Genomic DNA, 16,837 nt, shown 5'->3' on the forward strand with positions numbered 1-16,837 from the left:
ACTATTATGACAGCATTAAACATCTTTCACACAATTGATGATTTATTTACAAACGGTTTATTTGCACCTTTTAAAGCATTGCGTTTTAGCGGATCTTGGTGGGGATCAAATGCAATTAATTTTGTGTTTGTAATTGTTGCTTTAGTGTACTTTGCTTATTGGATGAAAGAATCTAAAAAGTTTAAAGACACAAATACAGAAGATTTACCAAAATAAGAAACTATATTGGGAAGCAAGAATAAGTTAAAACGTTTTAATGAAAACGAAACGTTTGACAATGTAATACAGCCAACTAGAGAAGAAGTTGTATCTGGTTTTAAGTACCAAGGAAAATGGAATACTTTTTTTAAAAACAACAATCCTATTGTTTTAGAATTAGGTTGTGGTAAAGGAGAGTATACTGTTGCTTTGGCCAAAAGAAATCCAAATGTTAACTATATAGGTATAGACATTAAAGGAGCTCGTTTTTGGAGAGGTGCTAAAACAGCTATAGAAGAAAACATGCCCAATGTTGCTTTTGTACGTACACAAATAGAACTGGTTGATTATATTTTTGCTGAAAATGAGGTAAGTGAAATTTGGATTACTTTTCCAGATCCACAAATAAAATACAAGCGTACCAAACATCGTATGACTGGTGATGCTTTTTTAAGAAGGTATCATAAAATTTTAAATGCAGAGGGAATTATGCATTTAAAAACAGACAGCGAATTTATGCACGGATATACCATTGGTTTGTTGCACGGACAAGGACAAGAAGTTGTTTATGCCAATCATGATGTGTATAGACAAGAAGGTGCTCCCAAAGAAGTTACCGAAGTACAAACGTATTACGAAAGTCAATATTTAGAAAAAGGTAAGGCAATTACTTACCTTCAGTTTAAATTAACATATTAAAAAGAACCTCTGTTTTACAGAGGTTCTTTTATTTTAGATACTATTTTTTTGAGTTCAAACAAACAAGATTTTTTTAAAAAAGTACATCAAGTAGCTAAACAAATACCAGAAGGAAGAGTAACCTCTTATGGAGCTATTGCGGAGTATTTAGGAGCAAAATCATCCGCCAGAGTAGTAGGTTGGGCTATGAATGCTGCGCACGGAGATTTGTCTATTCCTGCGCATAGAGTTGTGAATAGAATAGGAATGTTAAGTGGTAAACATCATTTTGAAGGAACCAATTTAATGCAACAACTTTTAGAAAGTGAAGGAATTGTTGTAAAAAACAATCAAATTCAGAATTTTAAAGAAATTTATTGGCATCCATGTAAAGAACTTTAAAAAATAAAAATAATTTTTAATTCTCAAAACCATCATAATCAATTGTTTATGATGGTTTTTTTGTTTTCTTTAAAAAAAAAAAAACTTTTTTAAAACCGCATAGAACTTTCCATCGTACATACTTGTGTAAACGTTTTAATAACTAAAAAATACAATTATGAAGACAAGTAAAATTTTATTAGGGCTAGCAACTATAGCTTTGGTATCTGGAGCAATTATAGCAGCAGACCATATTGATGCCCCAGATGTAAAAGGAGGTACAAGCGACATTACAGACTTTTATGCTTTTGAAGGAGCAAGTACTAGTAATTTGGTGTTTGTAGCCAATGTACAAGGGTTAATTACTCCAGAAAATTCATCAACAGCAAAGTTTGATAAAGATGTAATGGTAGAAATTAACATTGATACCAATGGAGATAACATTGAAGATTATGTAATTCAAGCTATTCCAAACGGAAACAATATGGATGTATATGGACCAGCTATGCCAAATGAAACGGGGGCTATTAGTACAATGTTAGATGATAAGTACAAAAGTACAGTAGCAATTACGGCTTATGGAACATCTCAAATTGCTGCCACTACAAATGCAAGTATGGTAACAGGGGTAAAAGCTTTTGCAGGTTTAAGAGATGATCCTTTCTTTATGGATTTTGCAAAATATAGTGAAATTATTGCTGGAGAAGCAACAGCTTTTGACAATCCAGGAACAGATACTTTTGCTGGTACCAACGTATTATCGGTAGTAGTAGAAGTACCTAAAACCATGATTGGTGGTACAGGAACAATCAACACTTGGGTAACTACAAAAAGAAAACAATAACAACATTTAAAAAATTAAGATTATGATACGTAAAATAACAACCATAGCATGTATGTTTCTAATAGCTGCAGTTTCTGTAAACTGTTCTAATGATGATGACAATAACAATATTAAAAACGAAACAAAAGCCATGTATGTTTTAGAAGATCAAATGGGGAGACCAGCTGTAAATACGGTATTTGTAGCTTCTAATGACAAAGATGATTTTAATACCACAATTCCATCTGAACAAGGAGCCAAATACGCAAGTAAGTTTAAAGCAAATTTAGAAGCATTAAGTCCTGCTTTTAATGAGTCTACAGACACCAATGCCTTAGGACAAAATTCAGCAGCGTTTACAACATTGTTAGCAACAGATGTATTAAATGTTAGTTTAGATGGTACCACTACTTTTTACGATGGAACCAATTTGTTAACAGGTAGAGCTCTAACCGATGATGTAATTACTACAGAATTATTATTGATTTTTGGAGGTGAAGATTTTTCTGAAAATCCAACACTGTCTAATGATCATGTAGATGCAAATGATAAAGAATTTTTATCAGAATTCCCATACTTGGCATCTCCTTGGTAAAAAAGGCAAAGAACAAATACTGGGGTTTCCCAGTGTTTGTTCTTAAACCATAACACTACAATCCCCCTTAAACATGAAAAATCTAAACAAAATTATAGTCTTTGTTTCTGTGTTAATAGTTGTTGCTTGTACAAACAAGACCAACAATGTGGTACACTTAAAAGATTTAAAAACTTACTTAAGAGTTCAACAAGATGATGAGCTTATTAAAACACAAAAAAACATTGCATTCTGGAGTAAAAAATTAGAAGCCACCCCATCTCAATTTCCTTACAAAGTTCAGTTGGCAGGTTTAAAAAATCAATTATTTTCTAAAACCGGAGACATCCAACATTTAAAAAAATCTGAAGAACTTTTGTTAGATGCTATTCAAAAAACACGATCTAAAAACTCAGGTTATTTAAGAGCGTTGGCAAAAAACTATATTTCTCAACATCAATTTAAAAAAGCATTGGACCTGTTGCAAAAAGCAGAAGCTAATGGAGATAAAAAACAAGAAACTATTAACATGTTATTTGATGTTTATCTTGAACTAGGAGCAGATCAAAAAGCAGAAATGTACTTAGGAAAAATAGAAAACAAACGTTCTTTTGATTACTTAATTAGAATAGCCAAATGGCAAGATTATATAGGAAATTTAGAGGCAACTATTTCTTATATGGAAGAAGCGTTGGCCGTTGTACAAGCTAAAGAATATACAGAGCTAGAGTTGTGGTGCATAACCAATTTGGCTGATTATTATGGGCACCATGGTGATATTCAAAAATCTTATGAATATTATTTAAAAGCATTGGAACTAAATCCACATAATTATTATGCACTCAAAAAAATAGCATGGATTTCTTTTTCTAATGATAAAGATGTAGAAGAAGCCAAAGCAATTCTATCTTTTTTAGATAAAAACTATCAAGGAGTAGATGTAAATTTATTAAGTTATGAAATTGCTTTGTATGAAAATAATCAAATAGAAAACACCTACAATTCTTATTGGTCTCAGGTTCAAAATTCAGCCTACGGAGATATGTATAATGCTTATAATTTTGATATTTTTGTACACCAAAAAAAATATCAAAAAGCCTATCAAATAGCTTTAAAAGAAGTAAAAAACAGACCTACGGCAGTATCTTATTCTATGTTGGCATTGGCAACCGCTTATGTGGAAAATCCATCGTCAGGATTGGCTATTATTAGTTCTAAAAATGTGTTAAAATCTTATGAACCGGCTGTGCGGCTAAGAGTTGCCAAAGTATATGCGTTAAATAATCAAACAGAAAAAATACAACCTTTAAAAAAAGAGCTGTTAGAGGCTGCTTTTGAGTTAGGACCCGTTAAAACTAAAGAAGTACAAAAACTATAACAACATGAAAAACTTAATGTATTCGGCACTATTCCTATTGGCAAGTGTTGGTTTTGCACAAACTACAAAAGGAATTGTGGTGAATGAAAACAAAGCTCCCGTAGAGTATATGACGGTGGTAAATCAAAAAACAAAAGAGCATACGCACACAGATTTTAAAGGAAGATTTCAATTAGAAAACACAATAGCAGGAGATACTTTAGTGTTTCAAAAAATGGGATTTGGTGTTAAAAAAATAATCAGTAAAACTCCATTTGTAAACGTACAAGTAAATAGTAAAAGTATTGCCTTAGACCAGGTAGTTTTGTCTAGCGAAGTAAATGCAGCAAGTATTATTACAGCTATAGACGTGGAAACAAATCCTGTAAAATCATCTCAAGAGCTGTTAACCAAAGTACCAGGTTTAATAATTGGTCAACATGCAGGTGGTGGTAAGGCAGAACAAATTTTTTATAGAGGTTTTGATATTGATCATGGTACAGATTTGCAAGTAACAGTAGATGGTTTGCCTGTAAATATGGTGTCTCATGCACACGGACAAGGATATGCAGATTTGCATTTTGTAATTCCAGAAACCGTTCAGAATTTAGATTTTAAAGCAGGAACTTACAATGCAAAACAAGGAAATTTTGCCACTACAGGTACGGTAAATATTACAAGTAAAGAAAGCTTAAAAAACAATATCATAAAATTAGAAGCAGGAGATTTTGATACGCAACGATTACTGTTCATGAATCAGTTTATAAACAAAACCAATGAGTCTGCTTACATTGCTACAGAATACCTCCGTTCAGATGGTCCTTTTGAAAGTCCTCAAAACTTTAAAAGATTCAACATAAATAGTAAGTACATTAAAACTATTGATGATACTAAGTTGGCTTTTACATTTTCTCATTTTGTGAGCAATTGGAATGCATCAGGGCAAATTCCAGAAAGAGCTGTAAATAACGGAAGTATTTCTCGTTTTGGAGCTATTGATGATACCGAAGGTGGAGAAACTGCTAGAACCAATGCTGCCTTGTCTATTACCAATTCTTACAAAGACAATTCACAATTAAAACACTTGTTGTATTATACCAACTATCAATTTAATTTGTATTCTAATTTTACTTTCTTTTTAGAAAATCCTGTAGATGGAGATCAAATTCAACAAAAAGAAAATAGAGATATTTTTGGATATCAATCAGATTATCAGAAAAAAATGAATCTAGCTAATAAAGAAGTGCTATTTACTTCTGGAATAGGAGTTAGAACCGATAAAGTAAAAGACAATCAATTATCTAACACAAAAAACAAAACAGAAATTTTAAACAGAGTTCAATACGGAGACGTAAACGAAACGAACTTTTTTGGATACGTTAGTGGAGATATAGAATTGGGAAAATGGAATATAATACCAGCCCTTAGAGTTGATTATTTTTCTTTTGGATACCAAGATTTTTTATCTACAGATAACAAATTAAAAGAACAAAGCAGTACTGTAGTAAGTCCAAAATTAAGTGTGCTATATACACCAGTAAATAGTTTTCAGGCTTATGCAAAAATAGGACAAGGTTTTCATACCAACGACAGCCGTTTGGTGTTAAATTCTTTAGGGAATGATATTCCAAAAGCATACACAACCGATGTTGGTTTTGTATGGAGAACAGATCCAAAGGTTTTAATTGGTTTGGGAGCTTGGGCCATGTATTCGGAACAAGAATTTGTATATGTAGGAGATGCTGGAGTGGTAGAGCCTAACGGAGCATCAGAAAGAGTAGGACTTTCTTTAAATACCAGATTACAGCCAACCAACAACCTGTTTGTAAATTTAGATGCCAATTACACACATGCAAGATTTGCAGACGAACCTAACGGACAAAATTACGTGCCTTTAGCACCTAGTTTTACCTTAAAAGGTGGACTTACTTATAAAAAAGACAAAGGCTTTTACGGAGGAATAGACTTTTTACATTTAACAGATAGACCTGCCAACGAAGACAATTCTATTGTTGCAGAGGGGTATACATTAACCAATTTAAATGCAGGTTATAGATGGAATAAAGTAGAATTAGGAATTCAAATTCAGAACTTGTTTGATGTGGAGTGGAACGAAACACAGTTTGCAACAGAATCTCGTTTGCAAAACGAAGCTAGTTCTGTTGAAGAAATTCACTTTACACCAGGAACACCATTGTTTGTAAAAAGTAGCATTACCTATAAGTTTTAAGTAATATAATTTTTTGTTTAGGGGAGTTGGGTCATCTGGGGGGATGGCCCTCCTCAACTTGTTTAGTTGAAAGCAAAAGACCATCTAGTAATAGATGGTCTTTTTAGATAAAGAGTTTGTGTTTTTAGGAAACGTTTGTAACTCCTAAAGTATATAATTGTTCCAGCGTAGGTGATTTGCTACCACCTGCAGGTTCTAAAGTAATTCCAAAAGCTTCAGATTTATTAGCATTACTTACTTTAATGTATCTATCACCTTTGTTAAAAGCATCCATAGTTCCCAAACTTGTAGGAGTTAACGGGTTTAGTGTTAAAGACCAAAGCTGATATACTTTTCCTTTAGGTGCAGGTGGCAATCCTTTTAAATCTACATACATTTCATTGGTTTTCGGATCCCAATAAACATTTGCATAACTTTCTGGAGCAACAGCTTGTCCGGCTAAGTTTACTTTTATAGTTTCTGATGAAGATAAAAATGCAATAACTTCATCTCTGGTAGTAAGTTCAATGTTTTTGGCAATTACATCACCTTGTAGTTTTGCTCTTTGCTCATCTAACAATTCGTTACTGGCAATTTGTTTGGTTAAGTTTTCTTTTAAGTTATTGTTGTTGGTGTACAAGCTAATAATTCCTACCGTTAAGGCAATACTTGCAGCCCAGCCCATATAACTATATAGTTTTATAGGAATTACGTTGGTTTGTTTTTTAGTTACAGCATGCATTAATTTAGTAAAAGGATAAGCTTTTAGACTTTCTTTTTTACTTAGTTCTGCAATTTTAATTACAGTATGCTCTATATTTTTAACATGTTCTTTTAATTCAGGATACTTTTGTATGTTGGCATATACCTCATAACTATCTTCTCTGTTAAGGGTACCTGCTACATATAGCTCAAGTATACCAGATTCTATATATTCATTTATATTTATCATAACCCTATCTATTAATACTTAACTTTAAACTGTTTAAACAACTACGGCTACGTGTTTTTACCGTACCTAAAGGAATGTCTAATTCTTCAGAAGTTTCTTTTTGTGTATATCCTTTGTAAAAAATTAAGTCGATTATTTTTCTACACTTGTCAGATAGTTTTTTTACTTTATCAAACAGTGTTTTTTCTTCGTCACTAACCTCTTTGTCTTGTGGGGCTGATATATTTACGAAAATATCTAGACTTTGGTTTCTTTTCTGAATTTTATAATCTTTAGATCTGGTTTTGTCTATGGCTGCGTTTCTAGAAATGTTTAACAACCAAGTAAAAAACCTTCCTCTTTTTGGAGTGTAGCTTTCTATATTGTCCCAAACTTTTATAAAAACTTCTTGTAGTACATCTTTAGATAAATCTTCGTCTTTAAGAATATTATCAATAACCCCTAACATACTTTTGTGGTACATTTTATAGAGTTCTTCATAGGCAACAAGGTCTTTTTCTTGCTGAAATTTTATCACCAAATCATCTACATCCATATATTGTTGTGTCTAAAATTAGATTCTGAATTTAGCAATAAATTATGACTTATTAGGCCAAATAATATTTGATGTTTATCATTAAAAAACACTTTTATTTTAGGTAAGTTTACTAAATAAACAAAACGTTTGTTCGTTCTTTTATAACAAAAAAAATAGAATTAAGAAATATGAAAAAAACAATAGGTTTGGTAATGTTGCTGTTTACTTTGGGAGTTAGTGCTCAGGTAGATAGTGTTTCTGTGGTTAAAAATTTATACAATGCGCAAGCGGGTTTTGGTTTGTGGGTAAATAACGAAACTAGGTTAACTTCCGAAGTTACTTTGCGTAGCGAAATAGGATTAAATGGAGGATATCAAAAAGAAGGAAGTAGATCTACATTGGCTTTTATACCAGGTGTTTCTGTAGAGCCAAGATGGTATTTTAATTTAAAAAAGAGATATACAAAAGGGAAAGATGTGGCTTTTAATAGTGCCAATTATTGGTCTGTAAAAGCTTTTTATGTTTCCAATGCTTTTATTCTTGCAACCAACAATGCAGAACTAGAAAACAATCAATTAAACATTACGGTTAATTGGGGACTTAAAAGAAACATAAATGCACATTGGCATTATGAGTTGGGGGTTGGTTTAGGAGCCAATGCACTGTATAAAGATGAGGATAGTTTGTTTACCAATAGTTCTCCTTTGGTAGGAAATTTAACAGTAAGAATAGGATATAAGCTATAGTATTTATCAGTAGTTACTTTGTTTTAAAACAAAACGGAATCACAAGAAAATTAAATATGTGTAAGTTTTTAATTAATAGCAGACAATAGAAGATAGGTTCTTAAAAATAGGACTAAATAACCTATCTTTACAGACCAAATAAAAAGGGTAAAATGAGTATTACAAAGTCAGATATAAAAGCAGTATTAGAAACGATTACAGCTCCTGGAGAAGGGAAAAGTTTGGTGGAAAACAATAATGTAACCAATATTAATATTTTTGGTGATGAGGTAGTTGTAGATGTTCAAATTAGCAATCCTACTTTACAAGCAAAAAAGAAAACAGAAGCCGAAATAGAAAAGGCAATTGTAGCTAAGTTTGTTAATGCCAAAGTAAAGGTAAATTTATCGGTAGCGGTTAAAAAGGAAGAGCCAAAAGCAAATCCAAATTTAATTAAAGGAGATAAAATTCCTGGAATTCAAAACATTATTGCTGTAGCCTCTGGTAAAGGAGGAGTAGGAAAATCTACCGTAACAGCAAACATGGCAGTTACTTTACAAAAAATGGGATTCAAAGTAGGAGTTCTAGATGCTGATGTATACGGACCTTCTATGCACATTATGTTTGATGTTCCTAAAGCAAAACCTATTTCTGTAAATGTAGATGGACGTTCTAAAATGAAACCTGTTGAGAATTACGGAATTAAATTACTGTCTTTAGGGTTTTTTACCAATCCTAATGAAGCGGTAATTTGGAGAGGTCCTATGGCATCTAAAGCATTAAATCAAATGATTTTTGATGCAGACTGGGGAGAATTAGATTTTTTATTAATTGATTTGCCTCCAGGAACCGGAGATATTCATTTATCTATAGTACAAGCATTACCTATTACAGGTGCCGTAGTAGTAAGTACTCCACAAAACATAGCTTTGGCCGATGCTAAAAAAGGAGTGGCTATGTTCCAACAAAAAAACATTAACGTTCCTGTGTTGGGAATTGTAGAGAACATGAGTTACTTTACTCCTGCAGAATTGCCAGAAAATAAGTATTATATTTTTGGAGAAAACGGAGCAAAACATTTAGCAGAAGATATAGAAACAGCCTTTTTAGGAGAAGTACCATTGGTACAAGGAATTAGAGAAGCTGGAGATGTAGGCCATCCTGTTGCGTTGCAAAACGGAACTCCTCAAGAAATAGCCTTTAAAGAAATAACCAAAAATATGGCAGCGGAGTTGGTAAAACGCAATAAAGATTTACCACCTACAGAGGTTGTTAAAATTACAACTATGAGCGGTTGTTCAACAAAATAATAATAGTATATTTAGGACATAAATAAGTAAACGATGAACGCAGAAGAGTTGCAAAAGAATGTAGAAAATGCTTTGGATGAAATTCGTCCTTTTTTAGAATCCGATGGAGGTAATATTTCTTTAATTTCTATTGAAGACAATATTGTAACAGTAAAGTTAGAAGGGGCTTGTGTTGGATGTAACGTAAACCAAATGACCTTAAAAAATGGTGTAGAAGCCACAATTAAAAAACATGCTCCACAAATAGAAAGTGTTATAGATGTTAGTTAAAAACAACTGCTTTATATAGAAATAAAAAAACTCCCAAACTGAATTTTCAGTTTGGGAGTTTTTTGTTGTAATTTATATAAGCTCATCGAGCGGAGTCGAGATGCAATATGTTTAAAATTTTGATTTACCCTTCTAGTTTTTCACTCAATTCAAACCAACGCATTTCTTTAAATTCTATGTCATCAATAATTTTCTGAAGCTCAATTGATTTTTTATCAATGTCATCACCTTCTATTTTACCTTCAGCAAATTCAAGTTCTATGGCTTCTTTTTTACGGTTCAATTTGGCAATATCACTTTCTAAATTAATGTATTCCTTATTTTCGGCATAACTTAACTTGGTAGGTGTTTTTTGTTTTTCTTTAACCGGTTCTATTTTGGTAGGTACAATTTCTTGCTCTTGTTGGTTGTCAGAATTTTCATAAGCTCTAAAATCTGAATAGTTTCCAGGAAAGTTTTCTATCACTCCGTTTCCTCTAAACACAAACAAAGAATCTACAATTTTATCCATAAAATAACGGTCGTGAGATACTACAACCAAATTTCCAGGATAATCCAACATAAAGCTTTCTAACACGTTTAGGGTTACAATGTCTAAATCGTTGGTAGGCTCATCTAAAATTAAAAAGTTAGGATTCTGAATTAAAACCGTACATAGGTACAAACGCTTACGTTCTCCTCCACTTAATTTTTCTACAAAGTCGTATTGTTTCTTTTTGTCAAATAAAAATCGTTCTAACAATTGGCTTGCAGATATTTTATGTCCTTTAGATAAGGGAATAAATTCACCAAATTCTTTAATAACTTCTATTACTTTTTGTCCTTCTTTTACCTGTATTCCAGACTGATGGTAGTATCCAAATTTAATGGTTTCTCCTACCACAACTTTACCAGAATCTACTGGGGTATTTCCTGTTAAAACATTTAAGAATGATGATTTTCCGGTTCCATTTTTACCAATAATTCCAATGCGTTCTCCACGATTAAAATTGTAATCAAATTGATCTAACATAACCATGTTTTCCCAAGCTTTAGAAACTTTGTGGAATTCCACAATTTTGTTTCCTAAACGTTCCATGTTAATTTCTAACTGAACTTTGTGTTCTGCTCGTCTGGCTCTTGCTTTTTCTTTAATTACATAAAAATCATCTTGTCTAGATTTAGACTTGGTAGTACGTGCTTTGGGCTGACGTCTCATCCAATCTAACTCTTTTTTAAACAAGTTTTTGGCTTTGGCTTGTACTGTTTGTTCTAAAGCTATACGTTCTTCTTTTTTTTCTAAATAATAAGAATAGTTTCCTTTGTAACTGTACAGTTGTCCATTGTCCATTTCTATAATTTCGTTACAAACACGTTCTAAAAAGTAACGATCGTGCGTTACCATAAACAAAGTAATTTTTTCTTTGGCAAAAAAATCTTCAAGCCACTCAATCATTTCTAAATCTAAGTGGTTGGTAGGCTCATCTAAAATTAACAAATCGGGTTTGCTAATTAAAACGGTTGCTAAGGCTAAACGTTTACGCTGCCCTCCAGACAATCCTTTTACTTGTAACTGTAAATTATCTAGTTTTAATTTGGATAGAATTTGTTTGTATTGTGTTTCAAAATCCCAAGCATTGTATTGATCCATCATATCAAATGCTAATTGATATCTTTCAGCATCATCTGGATTTTCAATCGCCTTTTCGTATTCCTGAACAATTTTTAACACCTTGCTATCTGATGCAAAAATAACTTCTTCTACAGTTTGGTTTTCATCAAAAGAATCTTCTTGAGACAAATAGGAAACGTGCAAATCTTTACGAGTTACTACTTGTCCTGTATCTGGAATATCGTTCCCCGCAATAATTTCTAACAAGCGAGTTTTACCCGTTCCGTTTTTGGCAACAAAGGCAATTTTTTGGTCTTTGTTAATTCCAAATGATAAGTTTTCAAACAATACACGTTCTCCAAAAGCCTTGGAAACGTTTTCTATAGATAAGTAATTCACACAAAAATATTTTGTGCAAAAGTAAGGGTTTATAGTTAGAGTTGTGTATAAAAGCTACCAAGCTTGTTCAAAAGTTTTTTCATGAATGTACAGGTCTTTAACCAATTTGTTAATTCCAGTGTTTTTAAAAATATTCATTACTTTTTTTGGCCAAGTTTCTCTAAAATTAAAAGAGTTAGGTTTTCCTCCAATGGTATAAATAAATTTTTTATTCAGTTCGGCATCAAATAAAACATGAATTCCATGTAGTGCCACTTGTTCATCTAATAAAGTACGGGCTTGATTATAAGCTTTTATACGACTGGTATGAGAAATAAAGCGACTTACAAAATCTTCTACATTTTTAAGGTTCGCTTTGGTCATTTCATCAGGATGATTGATTAAAAAATCTAAGCTTTTAGAAGTTCCAGCAATACTATCTGGGCGATAATCTTTTTTTAACGATGGAGGTCTTTTTTCCCAAACAATATTTGATTTTGGTATTTTGGCTAATTTTTTCTTATCTAAAATAGGGGTTTGTGTAGTGGTGTCTTTAGGCATGGTTAACGCAGGCAGTTCGGCATCGTTTCCAATTGCATTTAAACTTAAAAAGTTACCAGTAATTCTACCGATGTATCCGTTTCCCCAGCCAGATTCTAAAGAAATAATACTTAACACTGCTGCCGGAGGAACTTTGTGCTGTACACACAACTCTGTAACAGGTAAGGCCAAACGTTTGTAAAGTTTGGCTACATGATTGTATTTTCGATATCTAAAATTAGTACTTGTTTTTTTTACCGGACCTATGGCTTTTTTAATTTTAACAGGTATTGTTTTTTTAGGAAGAGCTATTTTATTTTTTTGTTGTGTGGTAATGTTTAAACAAAAGAAATAGAATACAGTAAGTCCTCCAAAAATAAAAAAATATCTTTTCCGATTGTACATAGGCCTGTTAGATAACAATTAAATCAAATATATAGAAATAATAATTTGTGCAAAGTAAGGGCATTTAATGTTAGATTTAATTTTTAAAACTAAAAAACTCCGTCAGAACCAAAACCATCTGTATAGATTTGTTAATTTTAAAAATCAATTCTTAAGAAAAAACATGGAGGCTATCCTAAGTGTACAAAATTTAAATATTTCATTTCAAAACCAGCATCAAGAAACCCAGGTGGTTCACAATGTGAGTTTTGATATTATGCCGAATCAAATTGTAGGAATTGTTGGAGAATCGGGTAGTGGTAAATCTGTAACCTCTATGGCAATTATGAATTTATTGCCTAAAAAAAGTGTAAAAGTTTTAGGAGAAATTTTATACCATAAAAAAGCGTTGCTAAAATTAAAAGCTGCAGAAATTCGAAAAATTGTTGGGAAAGAAATTAGCATGATTTTTCAGGAACCTATGACTTCTTTAAACCCTAGTTTAACTTGTGGAGCACAAGTTGCAGAAATTTTAGAATTGCATACCCATTTATCTAAAAAAGAAATAGAAGCTGAGGTTTTACAATTGTTTGAGAAAGTAAAACTACCTAGAGCCCAAAAAATGGTTGCTCAATATCCTCATGAATTGTCTGGAGGGCAAAAGCAACGAGTAATGATTGCCATGGCTATTGCCTGCAAACCTAAGTTGTTAATTGCTGATGAACCCACCACTGCTTTAGATGTAAGAGTACAAAATGATATTGTTTTGTTGTTAAAGGAATTGCAACAAGAAACAGGAATGAGTATTTTGTTTATTACACACGATTTGGCTTTGATTGCCGAAATAGCCAATAAAGTGGTGGTTATGCAAAAAGGAAGAGTTGTAGAGCAAGGAGCTGTGAGTCAGGTGTTTTTACAACCAAAAGAGGTGTATACCAAGGCACTGATTAATGCCAAACCTAAAATGAAATACAGAGTAAAAGAATTGCCATCGGTAGCAAGTTATTCTGATTTAAATTTTAAAGAAGTTGTATACACCACCCAAGAAAGAGAACAGTTTCACAAGAAAATTTATGCTCAAAAACCATTGTTAGAAGTCAAAAATTTAAAAACATATTACACCTCCAAAAACAACTGGTTTGCAAAACCAAATGTGGTAAAGGGAGTAGATAATGTTAGTTTTCAGGTTTTTGAAGGAGAAACTATTGGATTGGTAGGAGAATCTGGAAGTGGAAAATCTACCATTGGAAGAACCATTTTAGGATTAGAAAAAGCAACCGCAGGAGAAATTTGGTACAAAGGAGTTAATTTGGTCACTTTATCAAATGCGCAAAGAAAAAAATACAGACAAGAAATTCAGTTAATATTTCAAGATCCATATTCTTCTTTAAACCCTATTATGAAAATTGGGGAAGCCATTTTAGAACCTATGCAAAAACATAAAGTGCTAAGAAACACCAAAGAACGCAAAGAGTATGTTTATAATTTGCTAGAAAAAGTAGGGCTATCTAAAGAGTTTTACCATCGATATCCGCATGAGTTTTCTGGAGGGCAAAGACAACGTATAGGAATTGCAAGAGCTTTGGCTTTGCAACCTAAATTAATTATTTGCGATGAGTCTGTATCGGCTTTAGATGTGTCTGTACAAGCACAAGTATTAAATTTATTAAACAGCTTAAAAAAAGAATTTCATTTTACCTATATTTTTATTTCACATGATCTGTCTATTGTAAAATTTATGTCTGATCAGTTGATTGTTTTAAACAAAGGAAAAATTGAAGAAATTGGAGATGCCGATGCAATTTATAATCATCCTCAAAAAGAATATACAAAAGCATTAATTCATGCCATTCCTAAAGGAATTTGATTCTGTTGTCCTCTTAATAAATTGTATATTGCATCAAAAAATAAATGTATGCAATTTAGGTTGTTGGCAGTGTGTTTACTGCTTTTGGTAATTTCTTGTAAGTCTAAGCAAACCTTAGAGCCAATTAAAATGGATATTCCTAGGCTTAGTGAGTCTAAATTATTAAAAAAATACAAAGCAAAATCTTTTGAAGAATCTGGAATTAAAACCGTAAAGATTGATGCTAAAATGTCTTATAAAATTGGAGATTCTTCTCATAAATTAGGATTGAAATTTAGAGTAGCTAAAGGAGAAAAAATATGGATAAGTGCCGATTTTTTAGGAATTCCTGTTGTTAAAATGCTCATAGAAAAAGACAGTGTTCATTATTACAATAAATTTGATAAAACCTATTTTGATGGTTCTTTTGATTTGATTAAAGAATTGATAGGGGTTGATGTAACTTATGGTGTGTTAGAAAAATTATTTATGGGAGATATGATTCTAAACATAGCCTCTAAAAGATACAATATGGACCTTCATAAAGATGCTTATTTATTTTACAACTCTAGAAATGACGACTATTTTATAGAAGGAGCTATTTATCCGTTTATTTTTAAAACAAAATCTCAAGTAATAGAACAAGTTTTAGGAACCAATAAATTTGCTGCGTACTACAAAACACATCAAAATATAGATGAGTTTTTGTTTCCTAAGGTAGTAGAGTTGCAAGCAAATAATAAAGGTAAAATAACGGTGGTTTCTATGGTCTACAATCATGTTACTTTTAATGAAGATCTTACTTTTCCGTACAAAGTTCCTAAAGATTGTGACAAAGAAATTCAGTTAAAATCTAAAAAAGAGAACAAGGCAGATGAGTAAAAAGATTTTTCTTTTTTTTAGTATTCTATTTTTAACCACTACTCTTTCTTTTGGGCAAACTGCCAAACAAAAAGAATTAGAAAAAAAAAGAGCGCTGTTGCAACAAGAAATTGCAAGGGTTAATAAGTTGTTGTTTAGTACTCAAAAAGAAGAAAAAAACTTATTAAGTAGCTTAGAGTCTATTAATAAAAAAATTCAGGTAAGAACAGATTTAATTAAAGCAATTACTGAAGAAGCAGATTATTTAGAAAGCTTAATTTTTAAAAATCAGAAAGAAAGAAAAAAACTTGAGGAAGAATTAGAGGCCTTAAAAAAGGATTATGCAGAAATGATTTTAAAATCGTACAAAAGCAAATCTGAACAAAGTAAATTGATGTTCTTATTGTCTTCAGAAGATTTTTTTCAAGGCTACAAACGTTTTAGGTATATGCAACAATATGCTGATTTTAGGAAAAAACAAGGAGATTCTATTGTGGCTAAAACCGAACAAATTGCCAATTTAACCCGAAAGTTACAGTTGCAAAAAAAACAAAAAGAATCTTTAGTAATCAAACATAAAAAGGAGGCGGAAAAAATAATAACAGAAAAGAAAAGTCAAGAGGTTTTAGTTAAAAAAATAAAATCAAAAGAAAAGTTATATGTTGCAGAAATTAGAAAAAAACAGCAGCAAGAAAGAGCTTTAGAAAAAGAAATAGAGCGTGTTATTAAAGAAGCAATTGCAGCATCTAACAAGAGCAACAGTAAAAATAAAGTTAATGTAAATGCCAAATCGTCTGGTTTTGCATTAACTCCAGAAGGAAAAGCATTGGCAAATCGTTTTGAACAAAACAGAGGAAAGTTGCCTTGGCCAGTTACAGAAGGTGTGGTGACTAGAAGTTATGGTGTTATTCCTCATCCTACTTTAAGTGGTATTAAAATAGATAGTAAAGGAATACATATTACAACTAAAAAGAATGCTTCTGCTAGAGCGGTTTTTAAAGGAACTGTTTTGGCTATACAATCTGTAAGTGGAAGACATGCAGTGTATGTACAACATGGTAATTATATTTCTTTGTATAACAATTTAGATAGAGTATATGTTACCAAAGGGCAAGAAGTGGTTTTAAAACAATCTTTGGGTACTGTTTTTACAGATAAAGTTACAGGAAAAACAATATTAAAATTTCAAATTTGGAAAGATACAAGTAGGCAAAATCCAACATATTGGTTGGCTAGAATGTAG

17 protein-coding genes are annotated in these 16,837 nt (G+C 31.9%); 13 read left to right on the forward strand and 4 right to left on the reverse strand.

Annotated features, from left to right (window positions below):
* The first annotated feature begins 6 nt into the window (after positions 1 to 6).
* From ACY2IJ_RS10595 to ACY2IJ_RS10625, 7 genes are all read left to right on the forward strand, one after another.
* Positions 7 to 216 carry a DUF6341 family protein gene (locus ACY2IJ_RS10595; protein ID WP_476724336.1) on the forward strand — a complete coding sequence of 70 codons (210 nt, stop codon included), beginning with the start codon at positions 7 to 9 and terminating at the stop codon, positions 214 to 216.
* Positions 217 to 225: 9 nt separating this feature from the next.
* Positions 226 to 897, forward strand: a complete 672-nt coding sequence (gene trmB, locus ACY2IJ_RS10600) for a tRNA (guanosine(46)-N7)-methyltransferase TrmB (RefSeq protein ID WP_476724337.1) — start codon at positions 226 to 228, stop codon at positions 895 to 897.
* Between the two features lie 48 nt (positions 898 to 945).
* Entirely contained in the window at positions 946 to 1,278 is a 333-nt protein-coding gene (locus ACY2IJ_RS10605) for an MGMT family protein (RefSeq protein WP_476724338.1), read from the forward strand.
* A gap of 157 nt (positions 1,279 to 1,435) precedes the next feature.
* Positions 1,436 to 2,101 (forward strand): DUF4331 family protein, encoded by a 666-nt coding sequence (locus ACY2IJ_RS10610; RefSeq protein WP_476724339.1) that lies wholly within the window; start codon positions 1,436 to 1,438, stop codon positions 2,099 to 2,101.
* A gap of 22 nt (positions 2,102 to 2,123) precedes the next feature.
* Positions 2,124 to 2,675: a DUF4331 family protein gene (locus ACY2IJ_RS10615; RefSeq protein ID WP_476724340.1), complete on the forward strand. Its 552-nt coding sequence runs from the start codon at positions 2,124 to 2,126 to the stop codon at positions 2,673 to 2,675.
* Between the two features lie 73 nt (positions 2,676 to 2,748).
* Positions 2,749 to 4,032: a tetratricopeptide repeat protein gene (locus tag ACY2IJ_RS10620; protein WP_476724341.1), complete on the forward strand. Its 1,284-nt coding sequence runs from the start codon at positions 2,749 to 2,751 to the stop codon at positions 4,030 to 4,032.
* Positions 4,033 to 4,036: 4 nt separating this feature from the next.
* Complete coding sequence (locus tag ACY2IJ_RS10625; protein WP_476724342.1) at positions 4,037 to 6,241, forward strand: TonB-dependent receptor; 2,205 nt, start codon at positions 4,037 to 4,039, stop codon at positions 6,239 to 6,241.
* Between the two features lie 124 nt (positions 6,242 to 6,365).
* On the opposite strand, the gene ACY2IJ_RS10630 is transcribed toward ACY2IJ_RS10625, so the two are convergent.
* Positions 6,366 to 7,172 (reverse strand): anti-sigma factor, encoded by an 807-nt coding sequence (locus tag ACY2IJ_RS10630; protein WP_476724343.1) that lies wholly within the window; start codon positions 7,170 to 7,172, stop codon positions 6,366 to 6,368.
* Positions 7,173 to 7,176: 4 nt separating this feature from the next.
* The gene (locus ACY2IJ_RS10635) at positions 7,177 to 7,707 is read right to left on the reverse strand and encodes an RNA polymerase sigma factor (RefSeq protein WP_476724344.1); all 531 of its coding nucleotides are present in this window, start codon (positions 7,705 to 7,707) and stop codon (positions 7,177 to 7,179) included.
* A gap of 170 nt (positions 7,708 to 7,877) precedes the next feature.
* Here ACY2IJ_RS10635 and ACY2IJ_RS10640 point away from each other — a divergent pair, with 170 nt between their 5' ends.
* From ACY2IJ_RS10640 to ACY2IJ_RS10650, 3 genes are all read left to right on the forward strand, one after another.
* Positions 7,878 to 8,435 (forward strand): hypothetical protein, encoded by a 558-nt coding sequence (locus ACY2IJ_RS10640; RefSeq protein ID WP_476724345.1) that lies wholly within the window; start codon positions 7,878 to 7,880, stop codon positions 8,433 to 8,435.
* 152 nt (positions 8,436 to 8,587) lie between these two features.
* Entirely contained in the window at positions 8,588 to 9,724 is a 1,137-nt protein-coding gene (locus ACY2IJ_RS10645; protein WP_476724346.1) for an Mrp/NBP35 family ATP-binding protein, read from the forward strand.
* A 33-nt stretch (positions 9,725 to 9,757) separates the two neighbouring features.
* A complete protein-coding gene (locus ACY2IJ_RS10650; RefSeq protein ID WP_476724347.1) occupies positions 9,758 to 9,994 on the forward strand; it encodes a NifU family protein in 237 nt (78 codons plus the stop codon).
* A gap of 124 nt (positions 9,995 to 10,118) precedes the next feature.
* On the opposite strand, the gene ACY2IJ_RS10655 is transcribed toward ACY2IJ_RS10650, so the two are convergent.
* Together ACY2IJ_RS10655 and ACY2IJ_RS10660 are read right to left on the reverse strand one after the other, a co-directional pair.
* Positions 10,119 to 11,984 (reverse strand): ABC-F family ATP-binding cassette domain-containing protein, encoded by a 1,866-nt coding sequence (locus tag ACY2IJ_RS10655; protein WP_476724348.1) that lies wholly within the window; start codon positions 11,982 to 11,984, stop codon positions 10,119 to 10,121.
* A 54-nt stretch (positions 11,985 to 12,038) separates the two neighbouring features.
* Positions 12,039 to 12,908 (reverse strand): hypothetical protein, encoded by an 870-nt coding sequence (locus tag ACY2IJ_RS10660; RefSeq protein ID WP_476724349.1) that lies wholly within the window; start codon positions 12,906 to 12,908, stop codon positions 12,039 to 12,041.
* Positions 12,909 to 13,071: 163 nt separating this feature from the next.
* Here ACY2IJ_RS10660 and ACY2IJ_RS10665 point away from each other — a divergent pair, with 163 nt between their 5' ends.
* From ACY2IJ_RS10665 to ACY2IJ_RS10675, 3 genes are read left to right on the forward strand one after another with little or no spacing between them, the layout of a single operon-like run.
* Positions 13,072 to 14,754, forward strand: a complete 1,683-nt coding sequence (locus ACY2IJ_RS10665; protein ID WP_476724351.1) for an ABC transporter ATP-binding protein — start codon at positions 13,072 to 13,074, stop codon at positions 14,752 to 14,754.
* A 48-nt stretch (positions 14,755 to 14,802) separates the two neighbouring features.
* Positions 14,803 to 15,615 (forward strand): lipoprotein insertase outer membrane protein LolB1, encoded by an 813-nt coding sequence (gene lolB1, locus ACY2IJ_RS10670; protein ID WP_476724352.1) that lies wholly within the window; start codon positions 14,803 to 14,805, stop codon positions 15,613 to 15,615.
* Entirely contained in the window at positions 15,608 to 16,837 is a 1,230-nt protein-coding gene (locus ACY2IJ_RS10675) for a murein hydrolase activator EnvC family protein (protein ID WP_476724353.1), read from the forward strand. Before lolB1 ends, ACY2IJ_RS10675 begins: the two co-directional genes overlap by 8 nt.

It is taken from the genome of Wenyingzhuangia gracilariae (genome assembly GCF_056387575.1).